This window comes from Hyalangium sp., from assembly GCF_045802625.1.
Taxonomy (GTDB): Bacteria; Myxococcota; Myxococcia; order Myxococcales; family Myxococcaceae; genus Hyalangium.
In genome coordinates this window covers 21,652-38,590 of record NZ_JBJMQP010000158.1, presented here as the reverse complement: position 1 = coordinate 38,590, position 16,939 = coordinate 21,652, and the positions used below count along the sequence as shown (strand labels likewise).

The following is a 16,939-nucleotide window of genomic DNA, read 5'->3' as shown; positions in this document are numbered from 1 at the left end:
TCATGGATCGAGTCAACGAAGCCACGAAAGACTGCTTTGACGCCCTCGTCCGCCTGCGCCAGGCGGAGTCGGCCGACGTCCCTCCCCCCGAGGTGTTGAATCATCGCCTCCGCGGCGTCATCGATGAGGTGCTCCGGCGCGCGGCCGTCCTGGGGTTCAGCAGCCAGGACGCTCAGGACATGAGCTACGCGCTGGTGGCGCTCATCGACGAGCTCGTCCTTGCCAGGCCCGAGCCGTATCGGCAGTTCTGGATGAGCAACCTGCTGCAGCTCCACTACTTCAACGAGACCGTCGCCGGCGACAGCTTCTTCAACCGTATCAACGCCATCCGCAAGGATCCCCATCGCTCGGAGGTGCTGCGAGTCTATTACCTCTGCCTCTTGTTTGGCTTCCAGGGCCGCTACCGCATCCGCGGGGGCGAGCTGGAGTTGTTGAGCCTCATCGACACCGTCCAGAAGGACCTGGAGCGGGCTCAGCCCTTCGACTTCGACGTGCTCTCGCCTCACGGCGAGCGCCCGGTGGAGAACCTCACCCTGGCCAAGCGCCGGCTCTCTCTGACGTCGGCAGCCCTGGTCGCGGTGGCGGCGGCGTTCATCTTCTACGGTGGCCTCTACTACTCCTTGAATCTCACGGCCCTCGAGACGGTGAATGCCATTGAAAAACACATGAGCGAAGTCTCGAAAGTCTCGAAGGAGGCCCAGTGATGCTGCTCTACGCCATTGCCGTACTCGTGCTGGGCCTCGTCTGGGGAGGAAACCATTACTCCCAGGTATCCGACAAGGCGGCCCTGATCGCCACGGGCGTGACGGTGTTCTTCGTCCTGCTGGTCACGCTGGTGCGCCGCTTGCTCGCACGTGCCAAGAAGAAGCGAGAGCAGGCCTCCGAGAAGCCGCCGACGCCCTCCACCCCAGAGCCAGCCAAGGCGGCCCGTACCGAGTTCTCCCCAGAGCTCCAAGCCATGCAGACCGAGTTTGCTCGGGCAGCAGCGGCGCTGAAGACCTCCAAGCTGTCACGCGGCGGGCGCGATGCGCTCTCGGTCCTGCCCTGGTATCTCGTCATTGGCCCGCCGGAGTCCGGCAAGAGCACCGCCCTGCGCAACTCGGGGTTGAAGTTCCCCTATCTCTCCAACAGGGGCGGCGGGGGAGGGCGCAGCGTCGGCCAGACACGCCACTGCGACTGGTGGCTGACCAACGAGGCTGTCTTCCTGGACGCGGCGGGCCGCTATGTCTCGGGCGAGGAGGATCGGGAGGAGTGGATCTCCTTCCTGGACACCCTGGGCAGACACCGGCCTCAGCGCCCCCTCAATGGGCTCATCGTCGCGGTGAGCGTGAACGAGCTGATGGGGACAGATCCGCAGGCCGCGGGCGAGCTGGGCCAGCGCATTCGCGAGCGCATCGACGAGCTCACCTCCCGGCTGCGCATCGTGGTGCCCATCTACGTGATGATCACCAAGTGTGATCTGCTCACCGGGTTCGTGGAGATGTTCTCCGACCTGCCCCGCTCCGAGCGAGGACAGATCTGGGGCTTCACTGTCCCGATGGCCACCCAGCCTGAAGCGCCGACCGAGCTGTTGCTCAAGCGCTTCGATGAGATGACGGGCATCCTGGAGCAGCGGTCCGTCCGCCGGCTCGGTCAAGAGCGCCGGCTGGAGACACGCGAGCGCATCTACCAGTTCCCCCAGCGCTTCGACTCGATCCGCAAGAACCTCTCGGAGTTCATCCAGCCGCTCTTCCTGGAGAACGTCTTCCAGGACACGCCGGTGATGCGCGGCGTCTACTTCTCCAGCGGCACGCAGGAGGTGCGCCCCCTCGAGCAACGCCAGCAGACCACGCCTGGCGACGCGCTGCTCTCCCCTGCTCGTCCCTCGGCGGAAGCCGTGACAGAGGGCCGCAGCTTCTTCATCTGGGACGTGTTCAACAAGGTCATGTTCCAGGACCAGAAGCTCGCGGTCCGCAGCTCCATGGAGGAGATCCGCCAGCGCAAGCGCCGCTACACCATGGCCGGAGCCTGTCTGGCCATCGCCCTGGCACTGCTGGTGCTGCCCACCCTCTCCTTCTTCGAGAACCGGGAGATGCTCCAAAAGGTCCGCGAGGCCATCGTCTCCGTGCAGCCGACGAACAAGGAGGACATCACCCGCTTCCGAGAGCTGGGCGCGCTACAGCACCAGTTGGATGAGCTGACTCAATACCAGGACGGGAGTGCGCCGCTGTGGCTGCGCATGGGGTTGTACAAGGGAGCTGTGCTGTTCCCGCTCGCACAGAGCTTCTACAACAGCCAGCTCAAGGCGCTGCTCCTCGGCCATCAATATGATCGCATCAAACAGAGCCTGGAGCTGTTCTCCCAAAATCAGGATCAGCTGGAGTGGAAGCCCAGCAACGAGTCCTACGGTAAGCACTTCGACGATCTCAAGATGTACCTTCTGATCACCTACCCGCCTGCCTCTCGAGTGCCCGAACTCGACAAGGAGCAGCAGAAGTGGCTCGTCAAGCAGATAATCAAGCACTGGGAAGACATTGGCGGCCGTGACAGCAAAGCGAACGTGGAGCAGACCATCTCCGACCATGCGAAAACCTATATCGCCATGCTGGCGAGGGATCGCGAGCACATGGCCTTTCCCCTCAATGAGCAGCTCACCCGGGATGCACGCCGGGCGCTGAACCGGGTCCCGCTGGCAACCCTGGAGATGGATCGCATCGTCGATCAGGCCTCCAGGAGGTTTGCCAACGTGTCCCTGGGCGACTCCGTCGGCGCAGTCCCCCTCATGCACGCCACGAAGCAGGTGCGCGGGGCCTTCACCCGAGTGGCGTGGGAGGATTCTGTTCGCAAGCAGATGGACGATGCCTTCGGGAACTCAGAAGCCTGGGTGCTCAACCGGGATGCCGAGGAGAACCAGGAGACGAACCGCGCGGCGCTGCGCACAGCCTATTACCAGCAGTACATCCAGGAATGGACGGACTTCCTCTACTCAGTCAGCGTGGAAGAGCCCAAGGATATGAATCAGACAGAGCTGCTCCTGGATAGCCTCACACGCGGCAAGCCACCCCCCATCGGCAGGCTCTTTCGCACCCTCGCATACAACGTTCATCTGGAGCCACCCAAGAACGCCGTTGGTAATGCCATCACCAACTTTGTCGATCGGGCCCTCGGTCAGAAGCCCCCTGAGCCAGCGTCTCAGAGCCACGCGCTCATCGATCGCCCTTCATCCGTCGGCGATCCCGAGCTGGCTCCACTCGATGTGGAGAGGCATTTCAAATCGCTGCTCTCGTTCAGCACCACGCTCCTGAAGTCCGATGACGGCCAAGAAACTTTCACGCAGCTCGACATGTACCATGAGCACCTCCAGCGCGTGAAACAGATGCTCCTGGCGATGCGGGACAAGCCTGGTGAGGAGTCCTCGTTCCTGGAGAAGATCGCGGTAGAACGGAACAATGTGGAGTTGATCATCAAGAGCCAGGAAGGGGATCACACCATCTTCGAGCAGATCCTCCTCCCACCGCTCAAGGAGGTCAAAGGCGTCGTCTCCCGGAAGGTTCTCCAGGAGAAGAGCCAGAAGTGGTGCACGGATATCTACCACCAGTTCAAGTCGTTGATGGCTCAGCGGTATCCCTTCAACAAGGACTCGCTGCAGGATGCTCCTCTGCCCGAGCTCACTCAATTCCTTCACCCCTCCACCGGCGCCGTGAAGATGTTCGTACAAGCCCAGCTCGCGGGCGAAATCCTGCCCGATGGCAGGCGGTGGGAGTTCGCCGTGAAGCCGTCCTCTGGCTCGGGTCTATACAAGGGCGAGCTGCTCACCTATCTGGAGCGCGTCAATGCCCTGGCCACAACGCTGTTCCCCGGTGACACCGCGGATCCACTCGTGCGCTTCACGGTACGAATCCGTCCGGGAGGCTTCGCGGACGCTTCTCCCTCGGACATCGCGTCGATCACGCTGACCGTGGATGGCTCGGAGGAGCTCTATCGCAATGGACCGGACGACCGGTGGAGATCGATGAGCTGGCCCGGGCCGGCTGGCGCTCTCGGCGCGCACCTGCGGGTGGTGAGCACCGCGGGCAACACCGCCGACCTCGATGCGCCTGGCGAGTGGGGGTTCTTCCGGCTCCTCGAGCGCGCCAAGAAGATCGAGCCCAGCCCCGATGGGCGCTCCTTCACCGCGATCTGGGAGATCCCTGACCTGAACAATGCCCAGGTCTCCATTGACATACGCCCGGAGCGGCTCGCCAATCCCTTCTTCGGCAGCGCGGCGAATCCTTCCTCCAAGCTGTTTCAAATCTTCCGGGATCCCCGGCTGATCCCTCCCGCTGGCATTGCCCAGGAGGACCGGGACTGCCCGCCTCCCATCACCACCGCCAAGTCCTCTCCCTGAAGCACCGCCTCGCGCGCTGCCAGCCTCTGTCTTTTCCATACGCCGAGCGCCGGTGGTGCCACCCGTCTGTCTTTCTTCAACCTGTCGTCCCGTAGTCAGCACCCAACCCGTACACAAACCCAAAGGATCGGTCGCAGATGAGCAAGGAAACCTCCGTCGCCCCTACCGAGCGCGTCAACATCGTCTACCAACCTGCGACAGGCAATACGCAGGAGCAGGTCGAGCTGCCGCTCAAGATCCTCATGCTGGGGGATTTCACAGGGAAGCCGGACGACCGGCCCCTCGAGGAGCGCGCCCCCATCAACGTCGACAAGGACAACTTCAACGACGTGATGGCGCAGCAGAACCTGCAGGTGACGCTGTCCGTGCCGGACAAGCTGTCCCAGGAGGCCGGCGCGACGCTGCCCGTGACGCTGGAGTTCCGCAACCTGTCGGACTTCGCCCCCGAGAGCATCGTCCACCAGGTGCCGGAGCTCGAGAAGCTGCTCAAGCTCCGCTCCGCGCTGCATGCCCTCAAGGGCCCGCTGGGCAACATCCCCGCCTTCCGCCGCCGGCTCCAGGATCTGCTCAACGACGCGGACAGCCGCCAGACGCTGATGCGCGAGCTGGGCCTGAAGCCTGACGAGAAGAACGAGCCGAAGCAGTAACCCACGAGAGGACACCTCCCATGAATACCGACAAGAATCTCCTCAAGAATGACTCCGGAGCCGTGGTGGACAGCAACGGCTCGCTGCTCGACACCATCCTCGCCGAGGCCAAGCTCAAGCCTCGTGACGAGGGGTATGACGTCGCCAAGCACGGCGTGCAGGCCTTCATCGCCGAGATGCTGGCGCCCAACCGCTCCCAGGAGCGCATCGATCAGGCGCTCGTGGATGCCATGATCGCGGAGGTCGACCGGCGGCTGAGCGCCCAGGTCAACGAGATCCTCCACCACCCCACCTTCCAGTCCATGGAGTCGCGGTGGCGCGGGCTGAAGTTCCTCATCGACAAGGTGGACTTCCGCGAGAACATCAAGGTGGAGATGCTCAACGTCTCCAAGGAGGATCTGCTCAAGGACTTCGAGGATGCGCCGGAGACGGTGAAGTCCGGGCTGTACAAGCTCGTCTACTCGAACGAGTACGGCGTGTTCGGCGGCAAGCCCTACGGGCTGCTCTGCGGCGACTATGACTTCGGGCCGGGCCCGCAGGACATGCAGCTGCTGACCAAGTGCGCCTCCGTGGCGGCCATGGCGCACGCGCCGTTCCTCTCCAACATCGGGCCCGAGTTCTTCGGCGAGAAGAGCTTCCTCAACCTGCCCAACCTCAAGGACCTCAAGTCCATGTTCGAGGGGCCGCAGTACGCGCGCTGGCAGTCGTTCCGCGACAGCGAGGACTCTCGCTACGTGGGCCTGTGCCTGCCGCGCTTCCTGCTGCGCCTGCCCTACGGCGAGGGGACGGTGCCGGTGAAGGCCTTCAACTTCACCGAGGAGCTCGTCGGCCACCACGACCGGTACCTGTGGGGCAATGCCTCCACGGCGCTGGCCACCCGCGTGGCCGCCTCGTTCGCCAAGTTCCGCTGGGCGCCCAACATCATCGGCCCCCAGTCCGGCGGCGCGGTGGAGAACCTGCCGCTGCACAACTACGAGGCCATGGGGGAGATCCAGACGAAGATCCCCACCGAGGTGCTCCTCACCGAGCGGCGCGAGTACGAGCTGAGCGAGGAGGGCTTCATCGGGCTGGTGTTCCGCAAGTCCGCCGACAACGCCGCCTTCTTCTCGGCCAACTCGGCGCAGCGTCCGAAGATCTTCGGCGGCACGCCCGAGGGCAAGGCGGCGGAGACCAACTACCGGCTCGGCACCCAGCTGCCCTACATGTTCATCATGACCCGTCTGGCGCACTACATCAAAGTGCTCCAGCGCGAGCAGATCGGCAGCTGGAAGGAGCGCACGGATCTCGAGCGCGAGCTGAACACCTGGCTGAGCCAGTACGTGGCGGACATGGATGATCCGGCGCCCGCGGTGCGCTCGCGCCGGCCGCTGCGCAGCGCGCGTGTGACGGTCGAGGACGTGGAGGGCCAGCCCGGCTGGTACCGGTGCAGCGTCCAGGTCCGCCCCCACTTCAAGTACATGGGTGCCTCCTTCACCCTGTCGCTCGTCGGCAAGCTCGACAAGCAGTGACCCTCGCTCCACCCGGAGCGGGAGAGGACTGGCTGCCAGGGCATGCGGCAACCGGTGAAGTCCTCCTCAACGCCGGGCCTGGCAACGGGCCCGGTTCACCCCACACCCCGCAGTCCAATCGAGGCAGCAATGGCCGAAACAGTACACCTCTACCTGAAGGCAAACGGGACGGACATCAAGGGCGAGAGCACCCAGGTCAGCCTGGGCCGCGACGGCTCCATCGAGTGCGTCTACTACGAGCAGGGCGTCATCACCGCGCGCGAGGCGGGTTCCGGTCTCGCGACGGGCCGGCGCCAGTATCAGCCGCTGCTCATCCGCAAGCGCATCGACAAGTCCACGCCGCTGCTGATGAAGGCGCTGTGCGAGAACCAGGTCATCGAGGCGAGCTTCAAGTTCTTCCGCCCCAACCCGACCGGTGACGGCACCACGGAGCAGTTCTACACGGTGAACTTCAAGCAGGGCCGCATCAACACCATCAAGCAGGTGGTGCCGGACACCATCGTCCCGGCCACCTCCAAGGATCCGGCCCTCGAGGAGCTCACCTTCGTGTTCCACACCATCGGGTGGACGTACACCAACGGTGGCGTGACGCACGAGGATTCCTGGAGCGCGCAGCGGTAGCGCGCTCGCTTCGGGGGGGCACCCGTACCCCGACAGCGGGTGCCCCCCTGGAGTTCTCCCTGCACGGCGAAACATGACGACGAACCGCGGGCTCTTTTCCCGTCTCAAGAGTGGCGACGTGCACACCTCGCGGCGGGGAGATCCCGTCGAGGAGGTGACGGCGCACCTCCGCGTGCTGTTCAACACCCGCAAGGGGGAGTCCGTGGCGGCTCCGGGGTTTGGGATCATGGACTTCAACGACATCATCCATACCTTCCCGTCCGCCATTGATCGGATGCAGCAGTCGCTGAGGCAGGCCATCCAGGAGTACGAGCCTCGCCTGAAGAACGTCTCCGTCCTCCACGTCCCCGACGAGCTGGATCCCACCAGCCTCAAGTTCGAGGTCTCCGCGCACCTGGTGCAGCGGGGCTCACGTCGGCCCATCCGCTTCTTCACGCGGCTGGGGAGAAGCAACCAGATCGAGCTGTGGTGAGTCCGCTGCCCGAGGGCATTTCATGTTCAGCAAGTACTTCTTGAGTGAGTTGGCCTATCTGCGAGAGATGGGGCGAGCGTTTGGCCTGGCCAACCCCGGCGTCGCGGGGATGCTGGTCGAGCGCGGCGCGGATCCGGACGTCGAACGGCTGCTCGAGGGCTTCGCCTTCCTGACCGCGCGCATCCGCGAGCGCGTGGATGATGACATCCCCGAGATGGTGCATGTCCTGACGGATCTCCTGCTGCCGCACTACCTGCGGCCCGTCCCGGCCTCCACCATCATCGAGTTCACTCCCCAGGTGCGGGCCCTGCGCGGCCGCTCCACCGTCCCCGCGGGTGTGGAGATCGCCGCGCGTCCGCTCGATGGCACCTCGTGCGTGTTTCGCACGACCTCGGAGGTGGAGCTGCTGCCCCTGACGCTGGAGGAGGCGCTGCTCGACAAGTCGTCTGTCACCTCGCCGGTGCTGCGGCTGTTCTTCCAGGCGCACGAGCAGATCTACTCGGAGATCTTCCGCCCGGCCGGTCTGCGGATCTTCATCCACGCCGAGCTGGCCACCAGCGCCCTCATGCTCCTGTGGCTGCTGCGCTATTGCCGCGGAGTCCAGGTCAACAACGGCCATGGCGAGTCCGTCCAGCTCGGCCCCCGCGCCATTCACAGCCTCGGGTTCGACCGCGACTTCCGTCTCCTGCCCTGGCCTCGGTCCTCCGAGGGGTACCGGCAGCTCCAGGAGTATTTCACCCTGCCGGAGAAGTTCCTCTTCTTCGAGGTGCGCGGGCTGGATGCCGCGCGCCACATCGCGAGCGACCGGTTCGAGCTGGCCTTCCAATTCGAGCGCCCTCCCCCGCTGGAGGCCCGCGTCGGCCAGGAGATGTTCCGCCTCTACTGCGCGCCCGCCATCAACCTGTTCTCCGCCTCCGCGCACCCGCTGCGCCACAACGTGCTGTCGCATGACCAGCTCGTGCGGGCCCAGGGTGTCGAGCCTCGGCACATGGAGGTCTTCTCGGTGGACTCGGTCACGGGCCTACAGGCCGGGCTCAACGAGCGCCGCAACTACCGCCCCTTCTTCGAGTTCGCCCACGCCATGGGGGACAGTGTGGAGCCGGCCTTCTACCGCCTGCGCAGAGCGGCCTCCCCCATTGATGATGGCATCGACACCTACCTCTCGCTGGAGACGCCACGAGATGTGACGCCCTCCATCGCCGACGAGACGCTGTCCGTCGAGCTCACCTGCACGCACCGCTCGCTTCCGACGCGGCTCCAGGTGGGGGACGTCCACCTGCCCACCATCACCTCTCCGACGAATGCACGCTTCAAGAACATCTCTCCGGTCAGCCGGCCTGCGCGTGCGCCGCTCGGCACGGAGCTGCACTGGCGGCTCCTCTCGCACCTGGCCGTCAACCAGCAGACCCTGGCGGGAGCGGACTCGCTGCGCCGCCTGCTCGAGCTCTACAACTTCAAGGCGCTCACGGATGATCTGGCTGCGCGCGCCACGCGGCTGCGCATCAATGCCATCCGGTCCGTCGAGGTGAAGCCCGGGACGCGCTTCCTGGATGGCAGCCCCCTTCGCGGCAATCGCATCACGGTGGGGGTTGATGAGACGAGCTTCCTGGGGGCCGGGGACGCGTTCCTCTTCGGCTGCATCCTCGATGAGCTGTTCGCCTCGAACGTGACGCTCAATTCCTTCAACGAGCTGGGCATCCGCCTCCAGCCTTCCCAGATGGAGTACTCGTGGCTTCCGCGCAACGGCTCGCAGTTGACCTTGTAGAAGCCTCGGAGGTCATCCGCTCCGCGCCCCACCAGCCTGGGTTCTTCCCCCTGGTGGCCTTCCTGGAGCGGCTCACCGCGGATGCGGCCCGCGTCGGCGAGATGGGCCCCGTGACGGAGGAGCGCATCCGCTTCCGGCATGATCCCTCTCTGGGATTCTCATCCGGCGACGTGAGCGCGGTGGTGCTGCGGGAGGTGCCTGCCCGGCCGGATGATCCAGACTCCCGGCGCCCCCTCTTCGAGGTGTCGACAACCTTCCTCGGGCTCACGGGCTCGGCCTCTCCGCTGCCGCTGTATCTGGCCGAGGAGGTGGCCCAGGAAGATCCAGACGAGGCCGTGCAGCGCGAGTTCCTGGATCTGTTCCATCACCGGCTCCTGTCGTTGCTGTACCGTATCGAGTCCCGATACCGCGTGACCCGAGAGCTGACGGCGAGCTGCACCGATCAATGGTCTCGCCGCATCCTGGCGCTGTCGGGCTTCGACACCTACGAGCGATCCTGGCCGGGAATCCTGCCCCCCTGGCGGCTGCTGCGAATCGCCTGCCTGCTGGTCAGCCGCATTCGCACCGCCGAGAAGCTGGAGATGGCGCTGCAGGATGTCCTGGCCGAGGAGCTGGAAGGAGCGCGGGTCACCGTCCGGCAATTCGTGGGGCGGTGGGTAGACATCGACGCGCGCATGCGGCTCGGCGTCATCAACAACCTGCTCGGGCGCAACACGCTGCTGGGCGGCAGGGCGTATGACCGGATGGGACGGTTCCAGGTGGAGATTGGACCGCTCTCGCCCCGGGCCTGGCGTCGGCTCATGACGGATGGAGATCTGTACCCCCTGGCACGCGAGATCGTCTCTCTCTTCGTCCGGGATCCGCTCGAGTACACCTTCGAGCTGTTCCTCTCCGAGAGCGTCACCCACTCCTTCACCCTCTCCAGCGGTTGGCCTTCGAAGCTCGGGCGAGACACCTGGCTCGGCACGAACCGGCAAAACCGGCTGACCGTTCCGGGGGCCGTATGAGCGCGCGGACCCTGAGTGGATTTCCTCTGTCCCAAGCCGAGAACTTCATGCGTCCCAACTCCCTTCTCTTCAGTACGGGCCTGTGCGCCCTGCTCACGGCCTGCGCCTCGCAGCCCCTGCCACGGATGTGCGTCGCGCCGGCCGCCATGTCCGAGCGCGTCGTTCCGACACCGGATGACTGGTTCGCCCTGCTGCTCCATGGCTTCGATCGCCAGCAGGGGGTGGCGCCCTCTCCCAGCGTGGATTGCTCGGGCGTGCCGGTGGTCTGGCAGGAGCCGCAGGTGGAGGAGTGCCGCGAGCCCGGCCCCGAGGCGAAGCCGCTGCCGCCTCCCAGCCGGCTGACCGATGAGGATCTCGTGCTGGAGACGGTGCGCGCCGACTTGCGGCTCGTCTGGGTCGTCACGCGGAGGTTCTCGAATGGAGAGGGGCTGGGCCCCGTGGGGCTGGTGGAGCGGACTCCCCAAGGCTTCGTCGTCCGAGCGCTGGGGAGCTTGCGTGCCTATCCTCGGCAGTCCCGGCTGCGCCTGGAGCAGGCGGGGGATGTCACGGTCCTGGTCGCTGAAGGCGAGGTCTGCACGGACGAAGCGCCTCCCGTCTGCCGCCGGATGGCGCGGGTCCTCCCGCTGCGTCAGGGCCGCTTCTTCGCTGAAGCGGTGGCGAGTGACAGTGATGGGAGCTGCCTGGGCCCCGCGTGGTTTCCCCTGAGCCGGGAGCAGGTGCTCAAGCTGCCCAGCGGGCTGTACCGCAAGATCGAGTTCACCTCGACGCTGGCGGTGAAGCCGGAGGGCATCGTGCTTGACGAGCAGGTGGTGATGTCCAACCTCGACCCGCAGCAGCCCACGATGCCTCCGCTGCCGTACCGCCGCGCCCAGGCCCAGCGGGTCCTCTCGGTGAAGGACGCCCGGCTGGTGGGGACAAGCCCCTCCCTGTGGGTGCGGCTCGTGCAGCCGGAGTTGTTGGCGGGGGCGAAGCCCGTGGAAGCCTCTCCACCGGCCTCGCCTCCCCAGGTCCCTGAAGAGCTGGTTCCTCCCCAGGCGAAGACGGCGGAAGTCCGGCCGTAGCGCCCCTGAACGAAGAGGCCCGCCATGGACAAGCCTGACGACATGCTCAGCATCTCGGTGACTGCCCGCGGAAACACCGTCACCTACGGACGGACGCAGGAGCAGAAGCAGGAAGAGCTCGCGATTCCGCTGCTCATCTTCGGTGCGTCGGGACGCACGGGACGCTGCCTGGTCGAGCAAGCCCTGGCGGAGGGCCACACCGTGACTGCCTTCGTGCGCGATCCCAGGGCGTTGCCGGTCCGGCACCCCAAGCTGCATATCGTCGAGGGGGATGTCTTGAATCCCGACGCGGTCGACGCGGCCATGCTGGGCCAGAGAGCCGTGGTGTCAGCGCTAGGGTTCTCGGGCCGCCGAGGGACCGAAGCGCTGCTCAAGGCGACGGAGCACATCATGGCCGCCATGCAGAAGTATCGAGTCTATCGGCTCATCTGCCTGGCGCCTCCGCCTCCGAAGGAGGGCTGGATCCGCCGAGGACTCCTGGGCAAGCTGCTCTCGCCGTTCCTCGAGAAGAATCCCATCCAGGCCTGGGAGCGGCAGTTGGACTTCATCCGCGGCAGCCCCTTGGAATGGGTGCTCGTCCGCCCTACCCGGCTCACGAATGAGCCCGCGACCCAGAGCTACCAGGTCTCTGTCGGGTGGACCGAAGTGCCCGAGGGGATCTCCCGGGCCGACGTGGCCACGTTCATGCTCGAGCAGCTTCGGAGCCGGCGCTACATCCGGCTCTCACCGGTCCTCGGGGGCTAGGAAAGCCGCGCGCACTCGTGGTGGGGTGCGCCGTCTGGCAAAGGAAGGAGTTGAAACCTTTTTGCCCTCCCGGGGTTCGTGGCAGCGTGATGGACGTGAGCTCTCACCGGACAGCGCTGTGGTGCGTGGCGGCCCTCCTCGCCGTGGGGTGCGCCTCGACCTCCAAGCCCACCTCGACTCCCTCCACGGCGGACATTCCTCCGCTGGCTCTGCCCGACACGGGGTGGAGCGAGGACCAGCGCGCGCTGCACGTGCTGAGGCGCCTGGCCTACGGGCCTTCGCCCGGGGACTGGGAGGAGGTGCACCAGCTGGGCGTCGCCCGGTGGATTGCCTTGCAGCTCCACCCCGAGGCCATTCCGGATGACGCCGTGGCCGCGCGCCTCGAGCCGCTGCCCACGCTCCACCTCAGCACCGAGGAGCTGATTGCCCGCTATCCGCCGCTCCGCGAGCAGGCCAAGGAACTCGGCATGCCGCTGGAGTCTGAGGAGGACCGCCGCGAGCTGGCCGCCATGCTCGGCAAAGACGCCTTGCCCCGCCGCGTGGCGTTGGATCTCATGGCCCAGAAGCTCATCCGGGCTGTGGAGAGCCGACGCCAGCTCGAGGAAGTGCTCGTGGATTTCTGGTTCAACCACTTGAACGTCTCGGCGGAGAAGGGGCCCGTGCGGTGGATGGTCACCTCCTACGAGCGTGACGCCATCCGCCCTCATGTCTTCGGGCGCTTCCGGGAGTTGCTCGGCGCCACCGCGCGCCACCCGGCCATGCTCTTCTACCTGGATAACTGGACGAGTGTCCGGGATGGCTTCGAGCCGCGCCGCCGAGGGGGCCTTCCTCCGGCCTTCCGGCAGAACGCTCGCGGCATCAATGAGAACTATGCGCGCGAGTTGATGGAGCTGCATACGCTGGGTGTCGACGGCGGCTACACCCAGGAGGATGTACACGAGGTGGCTCGCGTCTTCACCGGCTGGTCACTCAACCGTCCTCGCGTTGCTCCCTCCTTCGTCTTCCGCCCGGACGCGCATGACTCGGGCGAGAAGCTCGTGCTGGGGCACAAGCTCCCCGCGGGCGGTGGCGAACGCGAGGGAGATCAGGTGCTCGACATGCTGGCCCGCCACCCCTCCACCGCTCGCTTCATCGCCACCAAGCTGGCGCGCAAGTTCGTCGCGGACGAGCCCCCTGCCACACTGGTGGATCGGCTGGCTCAGGTGTTCCTCGACACAGATGGAGATCTGCGCGCCGTCTACACCGCGCTCTTCACCTCTCCCGAGTTCTGGTCCGATACGGCCCGGGATACCAAGACCAAGACGCCGCTGGAGTTGGTGGCCTCCGGCATCCGCGCCCTGGGCGGCACCACGGACGGCGGCCCCTCGCTGGCCCGAGCCGTCGAGCGCATGGGCGAGCCGCTCTACCGCGCCCCGGCTCCCACCGGCTTTCCCGAGCACGCCACACCCTGGGTCAACGCTGGCGCCCTGGTGACTCGGCTCAACTTCGCCCTCGCCCTCGCCGCGGATCGCGTGCGGGGTACCGAGGTGGATGTGAAGGCGCTCGCGCCCAGAAGCGGGCCGGCGGACGCGGGCGCGCTGGTGGACGCGCTGGCGCTCCGGCTCCTGTATGAGCCCCTCTCTCCCCAGACTCGCACCACGCTCCTGGCCGCGCTGGAGCCGGGCGATGAGGGCCACATGCCCGATGGCGAGGTGCGCCCCGTGGATCTCCGCCGCGCTGTCGGCCTCCTCCTCGGCTCCCCCGAATTCCAGAAGCAGTGAGGACCGCGATGCCCCTCTCCCGCCGCTCCCTGCTGAAGTCCGCCAGCCTGTCCCTGCTGGGGCTGACCATCCTGCCTCCCTTCCTCGCTCGCGCCGCCGAGGCCCTGCCCTCAGGCCGCCGCAAGGTGCTCGTCACCCTCTTCCTGCGGGGCGGAGCGGATGGACTGTCGCTCGTGCCTCCCGTGGGGGATCCCGGCTACTTCCGCCTGCGCCCCAACCTCGCGCTCGGTGCTCCCGGCTCGGGCGAGGACGCGGCGCTCCGGCTGGATGACACCTTCGGCCTCCACCCGGGACTGGCTCCCCTCATGCCGTGGTGGAGCAATGGCGCGCTCGCCGCCGTCCATGCCGTGGGGCTGCCTCAGCCCGTGCGCAGCCACTTCGATGCGCAGGACTTCGTCGAGTCCGGCACTCCCGGCTTGAAGTCCACCCGCGACGGCTACCTCAACCGGGCCCTCGCCTCGCTCCCCGAGCAGCCCTCCGCCAGCGCGTTCCGGGCCGTGGCCCTGCAACCCACCCTCCCGCGCGCCCTCGCCGGAGACGCGCCCGCTCTCGCCCTGGAGTCCCTGGAGGGCTTCCGCCTCGGCGCCCCCGGCCGCGCCGCCCCCGTCAGCTTCGACTCGCTCTACGCCGCCGCCGTGGACGAGGCCCTGCGCACCACTGGCGTGGAGACCTCCTCGGCCCTCTCGCTCGTGGCCGACAAGCGCCTCGCTGATCAGCCCCCGAGTCACGGCGCCACCTATCCCCGCTCGCCCCTGGGCCGCCGCCTGCAGGATCTGGCCCGCCTCATCCACGCGGACGTGGGCCTCCAGCTCGCCGCCACCGAGGCCAGCGGCTGGGACACCCATATCCTCCAGGGCCGCGAGAGAGGCCCCTTCGCCCAGCGCGTGAAGGACTTGGGCGAGAGCCTCGCTGCCTTCGCCACGGACTTGGGCCCTCGGCTCGAGGAGGTCCTGGTCGTCGTCTTCACCGAGTTCGGCCGCACCGCCCACGAGAACGGCAACCGCGGCACGGACCACGGCACCGGCGGCGCGGTGCTCGTGCTGGGAGGAAAGGTGCGCGGCGGGCGGGTGCACGGCCCGTGGAAGGGGCTCTCGGAACCCTACCTGTTGGATGGGAGAGACGTGCCCTCACTCACGGACATCCGCACCGTGCTGGCAGAGGCCCTGGTGACGCACTGCGGCCTTGCCACACCCGAGGCCGTATTTCCAGGGCTTGGCGCCCGTCCCGCCCTCCTCGGTCTCTTGGGCGGCTGAAGCTCCGGTGCTACCATACCCCCAGGATTGGCATTCAGGCCGCCTGGGGCGGCGGGGAAGCACATGATCGAAAGCGACGCCTCGACAGGGGGCGCGCCACCCACCGGGGTGGACCCCCTGCTGGGCCGGGTCCTCAACGAGCGCTTCAAGATTCTCGAGGCGTTGGGCGCTGGCGGGATGGGCCGTGTGTACAAGGCCATCCAGGCGCCATTGGACCGGCTCGTCGCTCTGAAGGTCCTCAACCCCCAGTATGGCCAGGACAAGGACCCGGGCTTCCAGCGGCGCTTCTTCCTCGAGGCCAGCGTCACCTCCAAGCTGCGCCACCCCAACACCGTCACCGTCATCGACTACGGGAAGACGGACGACGGCATCTACTACATCGCCATGGAGTACCTGGAGGGGCAGACGCTCTCCCAGCTCCTCACGCAGACCGGGCCGCTGCCGTGGCCCCGCGTGCTCAGCATCGCCCAGCAGATCGCCCGCTCGCTGCGCGAGGCGCACAAGATTGGCCTCATCCACCGGGACTTGAAGCCCGCCAACGTGATGATCCTCAACCAGGAGACGGATCATGACGTGGTGAAGGTGCTGGACTTCGGGTTGGTGAAGTCCTTCATGCCCGACGCGCAGATTCCCCAGGATGTGTCGCTGACGCAGGCGGGCGTCATCCTCGGCTCGCCGCAGTACATGGCGCCCGAGCAGGCGCGCAACATCTCGGATCCGCGCAGCGACGTGTACTCGCTGGGCGTGGTGCTCTACCAGATGCTGCTGGGGCGCCCGCCGTTCCATGCCGAGCAGGGCATCGACATCATCGTCAAGCACATGAACGAGCCGCCCCCGGCGTTCGCCGCTGTGTGGCCCAACCACAACATCCCTCCCGAGGTGGAGGCGCTGGTGATGAAGTGCCTGGCGAAGCGCCCCGCCGAGCGCTTCGACTCCATGGACGCGGTGATTGAGAGCACGCGCCGCGCCCTGACGTCCGCGGGGATCAGCGGCGTGTACTCGGGCCCGCGCAGCTTCGGCACCAACCCGGGCAGCGGCCCCCTCAGCGGGCCCATGTCCGGCCCCCTCACCGGCCCCATTCCCGCGCCCTCCTCGGCGGTCTCCGCCTCGGGCGCCTCCACCATGTCGCTGGACATCTCCGTGGAGGAGCCAGAGGAGCGCAAGCGCCGCAACTCGCTGCCCATGGCCCTCTTCGGCGGAGCGGTGCTGGTGGGCGTGGGCGTGGTGCTGATGCTCGCCCTGCGCTCGCCCGCGCCCAAGCCTCCGCTGGTGCTGCCCCCGCCCGCCCCGCAGCCCACGGCCACGGCCGCTCCGCAGCCCACGGCTCCCACGCCTCCCGTGAAAGAGCCTTCAGCGGCCACCCCCCAGGCCCACTCCGACCTCACTCCGGAGGATCTCCCGGATATCCCGGCGCCCGCCGCCGCTCCAGCCGCCCCGGAGGCCGAGCCTCAGCGCGTGCGCTTCGTGATCACCAGCGACCCGAGCGGCGCACGGGTGACCTATGCGGGCAAGGCCGTGGGACAGACTCCGGTGGAGCTGGAGGTGCCCATGGGCGACTCGGGCCGCGCGAGCGCGAAGCTGACCTTCGAGCTCAATGGCTACACCAGCGTCACCGCCACCCCCGAGGGTGAAGGCCCGGAGATCCACTTCACCCAGAAGCTGAAGAAGAAGCCGGGCTCGAGGCCGTCCAGGCCGTCGGGCTCGAATGGTTACAAGGACGATCCCTACCAGTGAA

At 66.9% G+C, this 16,939-nt stretch carries 13 protein-coding genes; all 13 read left to right on the top strand.

What is annotated here, in order from left to right:
• The first annotated feature begins 2 nt into the window (after positions 1–2).
• The 13 genes from ACJ8AT_RS29100 (at position 3) to ACJ8AT_RS29040 (ending at position 16,938) form a co-directional block, all read left to right on the top strand.
• Positions 3–704 (top strand): DotU family type IV/VI secretion system protein, encoded by a 702-nt coding sequence (locus tag ACJ8AT_RS29100; protein WP_407741165.1) that lies wholly within the window; start codon positions 3–5, stop codon positions 702–704.
• Positions 704–4,366 carry a type VI secretion system membrane subunit TssM gene (tssM, locus tag ACJ8AT_RS29095; RefSeq protein WP_407741164.1) on the top strand — a complete coding sequence of 1,221 codons (3,663 nt, stop codon included), beginning with the start codon at positions 704–706 and terminating at the stop codon, positions 4,364–4,366. Before ACJ8AT_RS29100 ends, tssM begins: the two co-directional genes overlap by 1 nt.
• Positions 4,367–4,503: 137 nt before the next feature.
• Positions 4,504–5,013, top strand: a complete 510-nt coding sequence (gene tssB / locus ACJ8AT_RS29090) for a type VI secretion system contractile sheath small subunit (protein ID WP_407741163.1) — start codon at positions 4,504–4,506, stop codon at positions 5,011–5,013.
• A 20-nt stretch (positions 5,014–5,033) separates the two neighbouring features.
• Positions 5,034–6,521, top strand: coding sequence for a type VI secretion system contractile sheath large subunit (gene tssC / locus ACJ8AT_RS29085; RefSeq protein WP_407741162.1), 1,488 nt, complete (start codon positions 5,034–5,036; stop codon positions 6,519–6,521).
• A gap of 129 nt (positions 6,522–6,650) precedes the next feature.
• Positions 6,651–7,142, top strand: a complete 492-nt coding sequence (tssD, locus tag ACJ8AT_RS29080; protein WP_407741161.1) for a type VI secretion system tube protein TssD — start codon at positions 6,651–6,653, stop codon at positions 7,140–7,142.
• A 73-nt stretch (positions 7,143–7,215) separates the two neighbouring features.
• Positions 7,216–7,614, top strand: coding sequence for a type VI secretion system baseplate subunit TssE (gene tssE, locus ACJ8AT_RS29075; protein WP_407741160.1), 399 nt, complete (start codon positions 7,216–7,218; stop codon positions 7,612–7,614).
• 22 nt (positions 7,615–7,636) lie between these two features.
• Positions 7,637–9,379: a type VI secretion system baseplate subunit TssF gene (gene tssF / locus ACJ8AT_RS29070; protein WP_407741158.1), complete on the top strand. Its 1,743-nt coding sequence runs from the start codon at positions 7,637–7,639 to the stop codon at positions 9,377–9,379.
• Positions 9,343–10,386, top strand: coding sequence for a type VI secretion system baseplate subunit TssG (gene tssG, locus ACJ8AT_RS29065; protein ID WP_407741157.1), 1,044 nt, complete (start codon positions 9,343–9,345; stop codon positions 10,384–10,386). Before tssF ends, tssG begins: the two co-directional genes overlap by 37 nt.
• Before the next feature lie 47 nt (positions 10,387–10,433).
• The gene (locus ACJ8AT_RS29060; RefSeq protein WP_407741156.1) at positions 10,434–11,447 is read left to right on the top strand and encodes a hypothetical protein; all 1,014 of its coding nucleotides are present in this window, start codon (positions 10,434–10,436) and stop codon (positions 11,445–11,447) included.
• Between the two features lie 24 nt (positions 11,448–11,471).
• Complete coding sequence (locus tag ACJ8AT_RS29055; protein WP_407741155.1) at positions 11,472–12,191, top strand: NAD(P)-dependent oxidoreductase; 720 nt, start codon at positions 11,472–11,474, stop codon at positions 12,189–12,191.
• An 89-nt stretch (positions 12,192–12,280) separates the two neighbouring features.
• Positions 12,281–13,951, top strand: a complete 1,671-nt coding sequence (locus ACJ8AT_RS29050; RefSeq protein ID WP_407741154.1) for a DUF1800 domain-containing protein — start codon at positions 12,281–12,283, stop codon at positions 13,949–13,951.
• Between the two features lie 8 nt (positions 13,952–13,959).
• Positions 13,960–15,204, top strand: a complete 1,245-nt coding sequence (locus ACJ8AT_RS29045; RefSeq protein ID WP_407741153.1) for a DUF1501 domain-containing protein — start codon at positions 13,960–13,962, stop codon at positions 15,202–15,204.
• Positions 15,205–15,267: 63 nt separating this feature from the next.
• Positions 15,268–16,938, top strand: coding sequence for a serine/threonine protein kinase (locus ACJ8AT_RS29040; protein ID WP_407741152.1), 1,671 nt, complete (start codon positions 15,268–15,270; stop codon positions 16,936–16,938).
• Position 16,939: the final 1 nt, after the last annotated feature.

Coding starts and splice junctions, on each gene's coding strand:
- ACJ8AT_RS29100 (WP_407741165.1), top strand. CDS start 3: ATGGATCGAGTCAACGAAGCCACGAAAGACTGCTTTGACGCCCTCGTC.
- tssM (WP_407741164.1), top strand. CDS start 704: ATGCTGCTCTACGCCATTGCCGTACTCGTGCTGGGCCTCGTCTGGGGA.
- tssB (WP_407741163.1), top strand. CDS start 4,504: ATGAGCAAGGAAACCTCCGTCGCCCCTACCGAGCGCGTCAACATCGTC.
- tssC (WP_407741162.1), top strand. CDS start 5,034: ATGAATACCGACAAGAATCTCCTCAAGAATGACTCCGGAGCCGTGGTG.
- tssD (WP_407741161.1), top strand. CDS start 6,651: ATGGCCGAAACAGTACACCTCTACCTGAAGGCAAACGGGACGGACATC.
- tssE (WP_407741160.1), top strand. CDS start 7,216: ATGACGACGAACCGCGGGCTCTTTTCCCGTCTCAAGAGTGGCGACGTG.
- tssF (WP_407741158.1), top strand. CDS start 7,637: ATGTTCAGCAAGTACTTCTTGAGTGAGTTGGCCTATCTGCGAGAGATG.
- ACJ8AT_RS29060 (WP_407741156.1), top strand. CDS start 10,434: ATGCGTCCCAACTCCCTTCTCTTCAGTACGGGCCTGTGCGCCCTGCTC.
- ACJ8AT_RS29055 (WP_407741155.1), top strand. CDS start 11,472: ATGGACAAGCCTGACGACATGCTCAGCATCTCGGTGACTGCCCGCGGA.
- ACJ8AT_RS29050 (WP_407741154.1), top strand. CDS start 12,281: ATGGACGTGAGCTCTCACCGGACAGCGCTGTGGTGCGTGGCGGCCCTC.
- ACJ8AT_RS29045 (WP_407741153.1), top strand. CDS start 13,960: ATGCCCCTCTCCCGCCGCTCCCTGCTGAAGTCCGCCAGCCTGTCCCTG.
- ACJ8AT_RS29040 (WP_407741152.1), top strand. CDS start 15,268: ATGATCGAAAGCGACGCCTCGACAGGGGGCGCGCCACCCACCGGGGTG.